This window comes from Lentibacillus halophilus, assembly GCF_055395055.1.
Genome location: NZ_AP043750.1, coordinates 1736282 through 1749554 on the forward strand (window position 1 = coordinate 1736282; position 13273 = coordinate 1749554).

Annotated in this window: 13 protein-coding genes; 7 read left to right on the forward strand and 6 right to left on the reverse strand. The window is 42.1% G+C overall.

Features of this window, described 5'->3' with window-relative positions; translation table 11 throughout:
- Nucleotides 1-259: 259 nt before the first annotated feature.
- Both spxA and mecA read left to right on the forward strand, forming a co-directional pair.
- Nucleotides 260-655 (forward strand): transcriptional regulator SpxA, encoded by a 396-nt coding sequence (gene spxA, locus ACZ5Q7_RS08550; RefSeq protein WP_343751198.1) that lies wholly within the window; start codon nucleotides 260-262, stop codon nucleotides 653-655.
- A 374-nt stretch (nucleotides 656-1029) separates the two neighbouring features.
- On the forward strand, nucleotides 1030-1725 hold the full coding sequence (gene mecA, locus ACZ5Q7_RS08555; RefSeq protein WP_343751197.1) for an adaptor protein MecA: 696 nt from the start codon (nucleotides 1030-1032) through the stop codon (nucleotides 1723-1725).
- A 158-nt stretch (nucleotides 1726-1883) separates the two neighbouring features.
- On the opposite strand, the gene ACZ5Q7_RS08560 is transcribed toward mecA, so the two are convergent.
- Nucleotides 1884-2927, reverse strand: coding sequence for a hypothetical protein (locus ACZ5Q7_RS08560; protein WP_343751195.1), 1044 nt, complete (start codon nucleotides 2925-2927; stop codon nucleotides 1884-1886).
- Nucleotides 2911-3435, reverse strand: a complete 525-nt coding sequence (locus ACZ5Q7_RS08565; RefSeq protein ID WP_343751193.1) for an RNA polymerase sigma factor — start codon at nucleotides 3433-3435, stop codon at nucleotides 2911-2913. The genes ACZ5Q7_RS08560 and ACZ5Q7_RS08565 overlap by 17 nt, the downstream gene beginning before the upstream one ends.
- A gap of 125 nt (nucleotides 3436-3560) precedes the next feature.
- Here ACZ5Q7_RS08565 and ACZ5Q7_RS08570 point away from each other — a divergent pair, with 125 nt between their 5' ends.
- Entirely contained in the window at nucleotides 3561-4751 is a 1191-nt protein-coding gene (locus ACZ5Q7_RS08570) for a competence protein CoiA (protein ID WP_343751191.1), read from the forward strand.
- Between the two features lie 84 nt (nucleotides 4752-4835).
- A complete protein-coding gene (pepF, locus tag ACZ5Q7_RS08575; RefSeq protein ID WP_343751189.1) occupies nucleotides 4836-6647 on the forward strand; it encodes an oligoendopeptidase F in 1812 nt (603 codons plus the stop codon).
- 590 nt (nucleotides 6648-7237) lie between these two features.
- Here pepF and ACZ5Q7_RS08580 read toward each other — a convergent pair.
- From ACZ5Q7_RS08580 to ACZ5Q7_RS08590, 3 genes are all read right to left on the reverse strand, one after another.
- Nucleotides 7238-8134 (reverse strand): ClpXP adapter SpxH family protein, encoded by an 897-nt coding sequence (locus ACZ5Q7_RS08580; protein WP_343751188.1) that lies wholly within the window; start codon nucleotides 8132-8134, stop codon nucleotides 7238-7240.
- Nucleotides 8135-8239: 105 nt separating this feature from the next.
- The gene (locus ACZ5Q7_RS08585; protein ID WP_343751186.1) at nucleotides 8240-8620 is read right to left on the reverse strand and encodes a globin domain-containing protein; all 381 of its coding nucleotides are present in this window, start codon (nucleotides 8618-8620) and stop codon (nucleotides 8240-8242) included.
- A 60-nt stretch (nucleotides 8621-8680) separates the two neighbouring features.
- Nucleotides 8681-9265, reverse strand: a complete 585-nt coding sequence (locus ACZ5Q7_RS08590; RefSeq protein ID WP_343751184.1) for a CYTH domain-containing protein — start codon at nucleotides 9263-9265, stop codon at nucleotides 8681-8683.
- Between the two features lie 153 nt (nucleotides 9266-9418).
- Between ACZ5Q7_RS08590 and yjbM the strand changes: the two genes are divergently transcribed.
- From yjbM to ACZ5Q7_RS08605, 3 genes are read left to right on the forward strand one after another with little or no spacing between them, the layout of a single operon-like run.
- Nucleotides 9419-10024 carry a GTP diphosphokinase gene (yjbM, locus tag ACZ5Q7_RS08595; RefSeq protein WP_343751182.1) on the forward strand — a complete coding sequence of 202 codons (606 nt, stop codon included), beginning with the start codon at nucleotides 9419-9421 and terminating at the stop codon, nucleotides 10022-10024.
- An 11-nt stretch (nucleotides 10025-10035) separates the two neighbouring features.
- Nucleotides 10036-10842 (forward strand): NAD kinase, encoded by an 807-nt coding sequence (locus ACZ5Q7_RS08600; RefSeq protein ID WP_343751180.1) that lies wholly within the window; start codon nucleotides 10036-10038, stop codon nucleotides 10840-10842.
- Between the two features lie 24 nt (nucleotides 10843-10866).
- A complete protein-coding gene (locus tag ACZ5Q7_RS08605; RefSeq protein ID WP_343751178.1) occupies nucleotides 10867-11748 on the forward strand; it encodes an RluA family pseudouridine synthase in 882 nt (293 codons plus the stop codon).
- Nucleotides 11749-11982: 234 nt separating this feature from the next.
- Here the strand turns inward: ACZ5Q7_RS08605 and ACZ5Q7_RS08610 are convergent, their stop codons facing one another.
- Nucleotides 11983-13173 carry an FtsW/RodA/SpoVE family cell cycle protein gene (locus ACZ5Q7_RS08610; protein WP_343751176.1) on the reverse strand — a complete coding sequence of 397 codons (1191 nt, stop codon included), beginning with the start codon at nucleotides 13171-13173 and terminating at the stop codon, nucleotides 11983-11985.
- Nucleotides 13174-13273: the final 100 nt, after the last annotated feature.

Consider the following 13273-nt stretch of genomic DNA (forward strand, 5'->3'; position numbering starts at 1 on the left):
TCATCCATTTTCATTCTTGTGACGTTTAATGAAAAAATGTTCAGGGTATATAATAATGGCTATTAACGTGGTTCAATGCGAACATTTTGTGAACACATGAATAATTTTTACCAACTTTTTTAATATAGCCTCTACCTTTTGATTGACAATTGTAGTATAATTTTATATATAGACAATTTAAACTTATTTTAATGTAATAATAAGTTGGTAACAGTTCATGAAATGACTATATACTTATGAGAATGAGGAGTGAAGTTACATGGTAACACTTTATACCTCACCCAGCTGTACATCTTGCAGAAAAGCTAAAGCATGGCTGGAAGAGCATGATATACCATTTGAAGAGCGCAATATCTTTTCGGAACCATTAACACTTGATGAAATTAAGGAAGTACTTCGCATGACAGAAGACGGCACCGATGAGATTATATCAACACGCTCAAAAGTATTTCAAAAACTGGATGTTCATATAGATCAATTGCCTATGAAAGACTTATTTCGGTTGATTCAGCAGAATCCTGGATTGCTGCGCCGGCCGATTATTTTGGATAAGAAACGACTGCAGGTTGGCTATAATGAAGATGAAATCCGTCGCTTTTTGCCGAGAACAGTCAGAACCTTCCAATTGCGTGAAGCTCAGCGTCTCGTCAACTAATTATGCTGGTTTCCATTATAAACATCAAAAACGTAGATCCTTTTATCAACTGAGATCTGCGTTTTTCCTATATAAAAGCCTGTATACCACCTATTATGTTGTCTAAATCGATTTTTGAAAAATGGGATGGTCCATTTTTCTTTGAACTAGTGACAACAGAAGAAAAATGGGTTAAAATTAGAAATTAACCATTAAAATAGGCAAATAAATTTTCAAGAATTCCAAGTTCGTAATATAATAAAATTACAAGTCCTTGAATGGTTATGAATATGCTTTACAGGGAAATTATAAACAGACATAAAAATGCTGTCTCTTCCACCATTTGGATTTGACTTTAAGAGTCCGGATTCTTTATATGAAGGGGGAGAAAAAGGATGGAAATAGAACGGATTAATGAGAATACGGTGAAATTTTATATTTCATACGTTGATATGGAGGATCGCGGATTCCAACGTGAGGAAATCTGGTATAATCGTGAACGAGGCGAACAGCTATTTTGGCAAATGATGGAAGAACTTAATTATAAAGAAGACTTTACAGTTGATGGCCCATTATGGATTCAGGTTCAGGCATTGGAAAAAGGATTGGAGATTGTTGTGACAAAAGCACAAATCTCCAATGATGGTGAAAATATTGAGCTCCCAACGGAAAATGGTAAGACTGTCGATATCTCGGTTGATGAAAGCCTTGATGACATGGTTGACGACAAATTCGAATCGGATAAACAAGCAAACACAGTAAAAGATGAGAATGACGATGGCATGTTATCGCTGATTGTTCGTTTTACCGATTTTGAAGATATCATTCAACTGAGCCATTACCTTGATACCAGTGAAACAACATTAGAAAATACCTTATTCCATTACAATGATGCTTATTATCTGTATATTGGTTTTCCGGAAGAGGATGATGACAGGCAGGAAGACTTGCTTAGTCAGATTTTTGAATTCGGCAATGACTCGGATACAACCATTCATTTTCTTGAAGAATATGGAAAGCGAGTTATGCAGGAAAATGTGTTTGACCAAATCCGGACCTACTTCCCTGCAACGATTAGACGCTCTGAATAAGGGTGTCTTTTTTTTGGTTTTTAGACTATTTTTAGATCATTTGTACAGAAACAAAAGCGTAACCAGCACTGGTTACGCTTTTGTTTTGGGAAAAGAAGGTGCAATAAATCATTATGCATTCTGTTCATCCCGCAATGTAACTTAATTTAAGTTTTACTTTATGGTGACCATTGGTTATTCACGATCGCGACCAGCTTTCGTTTCCCATTATAGTTTTGAAATACAAGTGTTAGACTCCGCCAGTCCATTTCGGTGTCTGCTGACCCGTCATTGTAAAATTCAACCGTTTCTGCACTGGGGTACATGTCGAGAATCGTATTCCGTGTGTTTCCGCGCTGTTTGATTTCGTTGATGCTTATAGTATCAGCGGAATCAGGCGTGAACAGCTGCGGACGGACGTATTCCTCGATGTAATCATTGGGCGTCATTTCAATTGGGCTTCCCTTGCCAGCTTTTATCCCCCATGTATAGGTATCTTCCTGATCGAGCAAACCGGGAATATCGTGTTTGGGGATCGTGACGTCATCGGCAGAAACAGAAACGTGTGGTGAAAACCGCAGTCCTTTTTCAGGATGTACAAAAGACATGAGCTTGTTCATATTTTTTTGCATCAGCAAATCAATAATTCGGTAAGCTTGTTTCCGAGTAGATAATTGTTTGCCAGTTGCATATTTTTCCGTGAAAAAGACATCTGTAAACGCCTTCAGCTCACCATCGCCTGTCCGGTAATAGGTTCCATTAATGTTGATAGCTGCTTCATCGCCGAATTGGATATCGGCCATTTTGTCGCCCTCATTATCATAAAGTGTAATCGATTGTGACAATGCCTTACTTCTTGTATCTGTCTCCACCAGCTCTATTGATTCCGTTGCTTCGTGGAATGCTTGCAGGATTTGATTGCTGTCTGAAACGTAGTCATTTGTCCCATCTGTTCCGGCAATTTTGGCGATATCACCGCTGATGATTTCTGAAAAAGATTGCATAGTCATTCGCTGCTGGCTGTTGATGAATGTTATGGCCAGCAGAAAGACAATGAAGCAGGCTGCAGCAGTACCAGCAATGGCCGAGTATCTTCGGAATGTGCCTGGCTTTTTATCATTCATAATGGTTTGTTTGATTTCCTGATGTTTATCCTGGCTTACACTTGGCTTTGGCATGGACGAAAGATGATGATCCACCCAACTGTTATTTTGCTTTGTCATGGGTATCCCACCCCCTTAAGGTATTATTCAGTGCAATGCGGGCGCGGTGTTGGGTTAATCGGACCTTGTTTTCACTCCATTTAAGAATATCGGCCGTTTCATTAATGGACAATTCCTTAATGCCTCGTAATATAAGCACATCCTGATAATTGGCTTTAAGTGTCCGTATTGCCTGATAGATTATACGGTATTCTTCCTTCTCAGCAAATATGGATTGCGGTGATTGATTTGTCTCTGGTTCTTTAGTCTTCTCAAGCGGAATATGGTCTTTCCATTTCCGTGCTTTTTGCCTTCTTATTTCATCGATTGCTACATTTCGTGCAACACTGAACAGCCACGTCTTCGGGCCGGACTTTTTCTGATAGCTGTGAAATCGTTTCAATGCTTTAATGAACACTTCCTGGAGCAAGTCCTCGGCCTCATGGGGACCGACGCGGTAAATTAAAAAATGGTAAATATCATTGCCATATTCATCAAACCAAACAGCCACCGTCTGTCGTTCATCCATGTGCATCACCTCCAATAACCGCTGTTGATTAGACGAATGCATTTAAAAAATATTTCAATGTATCGTGACATAAAAAAGGAATTAATCCAATTTTGGCGAATAAATACCGTGGAGGTGATTTTTCGATGCTGCAAGCGAAAATAAAAGATGGAACGTTTGTGACATTAGCAACCAAGACGAGACAGGAAATATCGTTACTAAGAACGAGGGAGACATTTTTTTGCCCGGTATGCAGTCAGCCAGTTATTGCCAAAGCAGGGACAAAAGTTATTCCGCATTTTGCCCACGAAGCAAAAACAGACTGCCCATCACAGGAAGGCGGAGAAGGGTCCTACCATGAAAAGGGAAAATTGCTGCTGTATCAGTGGTTGAAAAAACAAGGGCTCGACGTCCGACTCGAATTTTATATTTCGGAAATAATGCAGCGACCGGATATACTGCTACAGCTGAACCATAGGATGATTGCGATAGAATATCAATGTGCCCGAATTCCAACGGAGCTCATTGCTGAACGAAGCCGCGGCTACTACCGAGCGGGAATCATACCTATTTGGATTTTAGGAGCCAATACGTTCCGCAGACATGGCCGACAACAATTAAAAGTGGACTCGTTCCACCTTCCATTCATTCATCAATTTTCTGCTGAATTTCCGCGCACGCTATATTTCTTCTGTCCGGAAACCCACCAAGTGCTATTTTTTCAAGATATTTATTTTACAACATTACGTACAATCACAGGTAACCTATCTATCCGCAAATTAGAGAAAATGATTTTCACGGATTTATTTCCTGTTTTCCGATTCACCCAACAAGAACTTTTTCATATTTGGCAGCAAAAAAAGCGAACATTTCGTCTGTATACGCCGGGGCGTTTGTACGGCAGGGAGATGGTATGGCAGCAATGGCTGTATACGAGACGCGCCAACAGGCAAACGCTTCCGTCACCGATTTATTTGCCGATATCTTCCCAGCACTTGATGAAAACACCACCTTGGGATTGGCAAAGTCGTCTTTTTTTAGATATCATCACACCACTTGAGGCTGGCTCAGCGTTTTCATATCAAATCTGCATTCATATGCTTCGCAACCATTTTCATGCACCGTCGTTATTTCCACTTATGCTTGAATCAGAAAATCCGATTCGTGAATACTTTTATCTGCTCGAAATTTTGCAGCTGATTCGTAAAACGTCTGCAGACCATTATATCAAACAGAATGAATGGTCTTTTTATGACCATATAGAGGAGGCGTTGGATGGTGATGCTCGTATGATTGAGCAGATTATGAAGCAAAATGGTGGCATGATTCATGGATGATTCGTCATACTAAAGAAATGGAAGGATTTTTTGGAAAGTATATTGAATAAGTGAAAAGAAAACGAATGACAGGAGGAATAAATAGTGGTCAAAACAGCAAAAGAACTGCCAAATCGAAATGAGATTCCGGAGGAGCGCAAATGGAAACTGGAAGATATTTTTAAAACGGATGACGACTGGGAAGAGGAACGGAAGGCACTTGAAAACGATCTGCCATCTATTACCGCCTATCAAGGCAGTATTGCCGATTCAGCACAGAATCTCTATGATGTTCTTGTGTTGCAGGATCAGCTGGCTGAGCGCCTTGGGAGATTGTTTACATATGCCCACATGCGCAATGACGAAGATACCACGAATTCGACGTATCAAGCGCTGAATGAAAAAGCAGAAAGCCTTCTGACTCAGGCATCCAGTTCGATGAGTTTTATCGTTCCGGAGATTCTAGCAATGGATGATGCTAAGGTGCAGGAATTTGTTAAGGAAAAAGACGAATTATCATTTTACAACAAGGTTCTGAATGACATTAGCCGTCAGCGCCCACACGTATTAAGCGAAAAGGAAGAAGCATTGTTAGCAGAAGCGTCTGAGCCGATGGGAAGCGCATCTAATACGTTCAGCATGCTGAATAATGCTGATTTGACGTTTCCAACGATAACGAATGAAGATGGGGAAGAAGTGGATTTGACACATGGCCGCTACATCGGATTTCTTCAGTCTAAAGACCGCAATGTACGTAAAGCCGCGTTCCAGGCGATGTATGAGACGTATGGCAAATTCATCAACACATTCGCCTCCACATTGACAGGAACCGTCAAAGCCGATAATTTTGAAGCTAAAGTACGAAATTACGATTCCGCGCGTCAAGCCGCACTGGACAGCAATCATATTCCAGAGCAGGTTTATGACAATCTGGTGGAAGCCGTCAACGAAAAATTGCCGCTCATGCATCGATATATCCGCCTCCGCAAACAAGTGCTCGGTCTGGATGAATTGCATATGTATGATATATACACACCACTAGTCAAAGATGCCGACATGCATATTCCATATGAAGAGGCACAAGAGCATGTGCTGGAAGCCTTGAAACCGTTAGGCGATGATTATGTCAATATCCTGAAAAAAGGGTTTTCAAGCCGCTGGATTGATGTGGAGGAGAATAAAGGCAAACGAAGCGGTGCTTATTCATCCGGTGCATATGGGACACATCCATACATTCTGCTTAACTGGCAAGATAAGCTGGAAGATTTGTTCACACTGTCTCATGAACTTGGCCATTCCTTGCACAGTTACTATACACACCAGTCACAGGCTTTCCGTTATGGAAATTACTCCATTTTTGTAGCTGAGGTAGCATCAACGACAAATGAAGCGTTGTTGAACGACTATTTGCTGAACCAAGTGGACGATGAAAAGCAGAAGTTGTATTTGCTAAATCATTTTCTGGAGGGGTTCCGTGGCACGGTGTTCCGCCAGACGATGTTCGCCGAATTTGAACATGATATTCATAAACGGGCGCAAAACGGGGAAGCGTTGACAGCCGATAAACTGACGGAGATTTATTATAACCTGAACAAGAAATACTTTGGCGATGATATTGTTTGCGATGAAGAAATCGGTAAGGAATGGGCCAGGATCCCGCATTTTTACATGAACTATTACGTTTATCAGTATGCGACCGGCTATTCCGCTGCGACAGCGCTTGCCAGCCGGATTCTTAGCGGGGAACAAGGTGCGGTTGAAGACTACCTGAACTTCCTGAAAGCCGGTAGCAGTGATTATCCGATTGACATTCTGAAAAAAGCTGGTGTTGATATGACATCGAAAGACCCGATTTTAGCGGCCTTTGATGTGTTTGAAGAAAAACTGAATGAAATGGAAGACCTTCTATTAAAATAAAACAGTTGAAAAACAGGCTGTCACTCTGAGTGGTGACAGCCTGTTTTGTGACGTATGTGCTTTTGTTCAACCACGGAATCTTCCGCGGTAGGCGTTCCGATGGGTAAAGAAATAAACTGTCAGATAGATGGATAAGAACAGTGCCGGTAATGTGACAAAAAGTGGTATCAGTTGCATAAGCCCGAATAAGTTTAGGAATGCAACGACTAAAGTTAGCAGTAAAAAGAAAAATGGGAGTATGTCCCGCATAGAATCACCTCTCCCTATATATGTCAGTTACTGAGACGCCTTGGAAAAACCTATGGTCAACCGGTAGGTACAACGAACAAATGGTCCATATGTTTTATGATCAGTGTATGTGACAAACTTGTTTCTTAGAAGTGTGACATTTTTGTGAAAGTGTGAACAAATGGTTGTGAAAAGCAATGGCACTTGTTATGATAATAATGTGAGATAAGTCACAAACAAAACCCCTTTGTTTTGATTATGAAACTTTCTCCCATCCCCCTTTGTTTGTTTAGAGATGGAAAAAAGATGTGCGCAGCCCCGCACATCTTTTTTTATTTGCATTCCATAGGGTTATACAGTTGCTATTCTCCAATGTATTCCCAGTATGCATCATATTTCACAGGTGTTTTTTTAATGGCTTGCTGCAGTTTTAATTTTTTTAATTCCTTTTCGGTCTTGGCTTTGGTCCAATCGTAAACAACAGAAATTTCTTTTGTGCCGACAACTTGATAATAGCGGATAAATCGTTCGAGTGGAGGTTTGCATGATGGAACGGGTTCCCGTTGTAAAATTTGTTTCAATATCATAACATAGATGTCGTAAGGGTAAAGGCCGGAAATTTTAATACCCTGCTCCTCAGTATCCTGATTAAAAAATACGATTGTTGGAATGTAGTCCACTTCCATTTCCTGCGTCAACTTCAGGTCGGATTGAAATGCTTTTTTGGCTGTATCCGAGTAAAGATCGTCCCGGAATTCCTGGATATCTAGCCGAGCATTTTCAGCGCATTTCAGGAGTACGGTTTCATCGGATATATCCTGTTTTTTTAGGAATGCACTCTCTTGTACTTTTCGCAAAAACATTTTCCCTGCTTTTTTCCCTTGCAATTCCGCCGCTTTAATAGCGAGGGACGCGATCCATGGAGAACGTATGGGGTTATCAATCCATATATCACCGTCACAAGGCATGCCCGTGCGTGAAGCTGTTTTTTCCCATATTTCCTTCAAACGTTTTGGTTTATCAAATACATCTTTATTCAAGGTGTTTAGTTGTCCGCTTAAAATAGGTTGCAGTCTGAAAAAGCGACCATATTCAGTGGACAGTTTTTTAAGATAGGGTTCCAATGACCAGCATTCCGGACAAAGCGGATCAATAAAAACATAAACTTCCACTGGTTTTTGCATGAAATCGATGTAGTTATACGTTGACGATGTGTCTGTGTTATTGAAACGGGCAAGCTCAGGCTGATTCCAACGCACATCGATTCTCCTTTCTTGCCATGTATTCAAAAAGTGTCTGCGCCTATATACGGCATTGCTTGTGCATGCCGGTCTTTGTCTGACTGCTTTCAGAAATATAATTCGTTAATCTGGTGTGTTCATCATGTGTTGTGCCAGCATGGTTAACTTTTCAAATATAGCTGAACGATATGGTTCGTCTATGCCTGATTCAGTAAGTGCTGCGTCCATGCAACTAAGCCATGCATCCCGACGTTCCGGGGTGATTTCAAAAGGGAGGTGCCGTCGTTTCATCATGGGATGGCCTCGGTCTTCTGTATACCACCTTGGCCCGCCGAAAAGTTGTGTCAGAAACAGTCGTTGTTTTCTAGCTGTTTCTGTCAGGTCATCCGGGAAAATAGGCGTCAGTTTTGGGTGGTTTCCGACATGTTGATAAAATGCAGTCACTAATGTATCCACCACGTTAAAGCCACCAATAGCTTCGTAAATGGTTCCGGTTTTTGTCATTGCGTATTCACTCCCCCGGGTGGTTGTATATATTCTAGCAACGTAGTATGGGAAGCGCAACTAATCCGATTGTTCGTCCGATGCTGCCGTAAAGAAACGGCGGATTTTATTCGGTGTATTTCGCTGTTCAATCTGATAGTCATCAAGCAACTGCTGCATTGTGTTCAGGCCGGCTTGTTCAGATTCGGCTTCCAATTCAAGTTCATAGTCCGTCGTTTGAAGATACGTGTTCACATCCAGTACGAGCAATACATCCCCGTATACCAGTTCACGGCGATAGGTTGTCAGACTGCCGTAATACAAAAGGTCAGCAGCAGCTATTCCTTTATCAGCTATTTGTTTCAGTATTCCGTCAGCATTGGTGGGGTTTCCGGACAACCAGCTGTCTGCCTGTTGCTTGGTCAAATGGTCATGGGTTTCCAGTAATCCCGTGGTATGCGGTTCTTTCAGGGTCATCGTATAATCGCCGTTTTTTTCACGAATGCGCAGGGCACATCCCTGTTCTTTTAACGAAAAATTCGCTGTTTCAAAATAATGATTTGTTTGTGTCTGTCCCTCTTTCGGGAAAGGAAGGGTATTTAATAGTTGATCGAATTCATCCGCGGTGAGCATGTTTTTATATTCAATTTCAATTTCTTGTGTCATCAGTATGCCTCCATTTGTTCAGGACAATCAGCAACGGCCTTGTGAAGCCCAATGCTATTGATTTATTATGGCGAATGATACACAATTATGCAAAGAAAAACCTGTTCATGTGTTATTATGAGAATAGGAAGAGACGAGACAGGTGGTGAAAACATGAATTGGGAGGCTGTGCTTGCTCCTTATGCCCAAGCAGTAGAAGAACTAAAAATAAAATTGAAAGGAATCCGTAAACAATATGAGTATGAATCCAAACATTCTCCCATTGAATTCATAACCGGCCGTGTCAAACCGGTAAAAAGTATCCTGGAAAAAACAGAACTGAGAAATATTCCTTTGGACGGGGTCGAGGAACTTCCGGACATAGCAGGGGTGCGTGTTGTCTGTCCTTTCGTAGATGATATTTATGCCATTGTTAACATGATTCGTTCCCGTAAAGATTTGACCATCGCTGAAGAAAAAGATTATATCACCCATAAGAAAGCTAGTGGCTACCGGTCTTATCACATCATCATTGAGTACCCTGTTGAAACGATTCATGGAGTGAAAATGGTTTTGGCGGAGGTGCAAATCCGTACCCTCGCTATGAATTTCTGGGCGACAAATGAGCATTCGCTGAATTATAAATATAAAGGCCAAATTCCTTCTGCTATACAATCACGTCTGCAGCGTGCGGCAGAAGCAGCTTTCAGGCTGGATGAAGAAATGTCAGCTATTAAAAATGAGGTTTTGGAAGCAAAACGGATATTCCATCGAAAGTAGGGGGGCGGATTGTGAAATTTGCAATCGTATCAAAAGGTGATGAACGATCGAATAAAATACAAGCGACAATGAAGCAATATTTGACGGATTTTAAATTGGAATACAATGAAACAAATCCGGATCTGGTCATTTCCGTTGGAGGTGACGGAACCTTTCTGGAGGCTTTTCATAAATATATTCATTGCCTCGAATCAACAGCGTTTATCGGTGTTCATACCGGCCATTTAGGTTTTTATGCCGACTGGGTCCCGAGCGAGGTGGAAAAGTTGATTATTGAAATCGCTAAAACGCCTTTCCAGATTGTTGAGTATCCACTTCTGGAAGTTACCATCCGTGGAAAAGATGGTAAAGAAGAAGATCGGTTTTTAGCCATGAATGAAGCCACTATTAAAACAGCCGAGGGGTCTGTCGTTTTTGATGTGGAGATCAAGGGATCCCACTTTGAGACATTCCGGGGAGATGGGTTATGCATATCTACCCCATCCGGAAGCACGGCCTACAACAAAGCGTTGGGCGGAGGCATTATCCATCCGTCGATTGAAGCCATCCAGTTGACAGAAATGGCGTCGATCAACAACCGGGTTTTTCGAACGATTGGATCGCCACTTATATTGCCGAAGCACCATACATGCATGCTGAAACCGCTCGGGAATGAACGGACATTTCTCATTGCACTTGATCATTTCAGCAAAAACTATGCGAACGTAAAATCGATTCAATGCCGGGTTGCCACTGAACGTGTTCGTTTTGCACGCTTCCGACGATTCCCATTCTGGGACCGGGTCCGTGATTCGTTTGTAGCGGACGAAGGGGAATAAAATGAAGAGGCAGGTGCACGCGCATTGCATTGGGTTATCACAAAACAACATGACGGACAGGCCGTTGGTCATTATTTGCAGCACGAGTTATCATTTTCGAAAAGGCTGATCAAGCACATTATTCATGGCGGCGGTGATATCCGGGTCAATCAACAAAGGCAGACGCTGCGCTGCACGCTGCATGAAGGAGATGCTTTGACCGTCACGTTCCCGGCTGAACGAAAAGGTTCCCACATGGTACCGGAAACAATGCCGCTTGATATCGTCTATGAAGATGATGCCGTTCTCATTCTTCATAAACCGGCGGGGATCGCCTCTATACCATCGCGATTGCACTCATCTGGAACAATTGCCAACGGTGTGCTGGCCCATTATGAGAAGCAAGGTCTTCCGTATACGTTTCATGTTGTGACCAGACTGGACCGGCAGACGTCTGGTTTGATGCTGATTGCGAAGCATCGCTGGAGCCATTCAATGTTGTCGCATATGCAAAAAAAGGGATCTATATGGCGGGCATATTATGCTGTTATTGAAGGAAATCCGGAACAAGAAAAAGGTTCCATATGCAAACCAATTGGGCGCAAGAAAGACTCTATTATAGAACGAACGGTTACAACGGATGGCAAACATGCCGAAACGCATTATGAAGTGGTGGACACTTCATCCAGCCATACGCTTGTGGATGTTCGTCTGGAAACAGGGCGGACCCATCAAATACGTGTTCATTTTTCTCATATGGGTCATCCATTGGCAGGGGATGACTTGTATGGCGGATCGACAGACCGGGTTATCCGGCAGGCACTGCATTGCCATCAACTGCAGTTTGACCACCCGATCACAGGGGCACCGATGTGTTTTACCGCAGCCATTCCTTCTGATATTAGCCAGCTGATGCAGACAACATAACATACTGAAAAAGCCACACGATAATGGCGTGTGGCTTTTTCAGGAGGTCTACGGTTGTTCGCCGGTTGATATTTTCATAATTCGGTTGATAAATCTCAAATTTGGTCGATAAATAAGAAGTCCGGTTGATATCCCTACAATCCGGTCTATAAAATCCCTGATTCGGTTGATATTCTCATAATCTGGTCGATAAATTCTAAATCCCGGTTGATATTCTTGTCACCTCTTGCCTCATTAATCATACCACTTGGTTTCTTCAAACATATATTCTTTCGTACGTGAGTGAACATTGAGTACAATCCCGATTGCCAGCAAATATGATAGGGTCGAGCTTCCGCCATAGCTCAAAAATGGAAGCGGGATACCAGTGATCGGAAGCAGCTGAACGGACATGCCGATGTTTTGAAAAATTTGATACGCAAACATGGCAATGATTCCTGTGACAAGGTAACTCCCATAACGGTCATTACTTTGCAGTGCAATATGAATTAGCCGGTAAATCAGTAGGAAAAAAAGAGTGATGACGATGCTTGAGCCGATAAATCCAAACTGCTCCGCAATGGAGGTGAATATCATATCGGTATGTTGTTCAGGTACGTCTACTTCCATGTCACTGATGCCTTTGCCGATCAGTTGGCCGGATCCGATAGCAAGCATAGCTTTAATTAGTTGATAGCCGTCATCCTGGTTTTTATCTGGGTTAAGCCAACCAGTAAATCGGCCGGTCACATGGTCAAATCCCGATTTATCCAGAAATGCACTTACAGCGTCCGGGAAAAATATCCACGCCGCAAATCCTAGCAATCCTGCAGCAATAGCCGCAAGAAAAAGGGCGAACAGAATGTGCCACCGGATGCCGGAGACGAGTATCATGCTGGCGGTGATTGCCCCAAGAACGAGAAATGTGCCAAAATCCGGCTGCGTCATTATAAAAAACATAGGAGGTGCGGCCAGCGCACTGATTTTCAAAAGAAGCAACACATCCGTTTTCATCGTCTTGTCGCTATATTTTTGGTTATGCTTGAAAATGATATGAGCAAGCATCATTATAAGAATGATCTTCATAAATTCACTGGGCTGGACTGTCCCTATAACCGGAATTTGGAACCAGGATACGGATCCCTTTACTTCAGGGACAATGCCGGGTGGAAATTTCAAAAATAACATCACTAGTGACAGCACACCAATGCTGTATAAAACCCAGGTAATTTGGTGGAAGCGATCATAGTCGATCAGCATAATGGCTGTAATGACGACACTGCCACCGACATACCATTTAGTCTGTTGTAACCAAAAATGGATTTCATCAAACTTTGGCGGCAAATTGGGCTCCATCAAATATAGTGTGGATATACTGATAAGACAAAGAAGGATTAAAATGGATAGTAACGTATAGTCTATATTAAGAGTTGATCTATTTTTCATGGGTTTTTAACCTTACTTTCTGCGTAGTCTCGTTTGCTTTTAAACGTTTGGTACAGGGGTTCCTGTTCGGTAAGTAGAGGTAAATTGATTTCCCCAGTAT

Coding starts and splice junctions, on each gene's coding strand:
- yjbM (WP_343751182.1), top strand. CDS start 9,419: ATGAATTGGGAGGCTGTGCTTGCTCCTTATGCCCAAGCAGTAGAAGAA.
- ACZ5Q7_RS08590 (WP_343751184.1), bottom strand. CDS start 9,265: ATGACACAAGAAATTGAAATTGAATATAAAAACATGCTCACCGCGGAT.
- ACZ5Q7_RS08565 (WP_343751193.1), bottom strand. CDS start 3,435: ATGGATGAACGACAGACGGTGGCTGTTTGGTTTGATGAATATGGCAAT.
- ACZ5Q7_RS08610 (WP_343751176.1), bottom strand. CDS start 13,173: ATGAAAAATAGATCAACTCTTAATATAGACTATACGTTACTATCCATT.
- spxA (WP_343751198.1), top strand. CDS start 260: ATGGTAACACTTTATACCTCACCCAGCTGTACATCTTGCAGAAAAGCT.
- ACZ5Q7_RS08585 (WP_343751186.1), bottom strand. CDS start 8,620: ATGACAAAAACCGGAACCATTTACGAAGCTATTGGTGGCTTTAACGTG.
- ACZ5Q7_RS08570 (WP_343751191.1), top strand. CDS start 3,561: ATGCTGCAAGCGAAAATAAAAGATGGAACGTTTGTGACATTAGCAACC.
- mecA (WP_343751197.1), top strand. CDS start 1,030: ATGGAAATAGAACGGATTAATGAGAATACGGTGAAATTTTATATTTCA.
- ACZ5Q7_RS08560 (WP_343751195.1), bottom strand. CDS start 2,927: ATGACAAAGCAAAATAACAGTTGGGTGGATCATCATCTTTCGTCCATG.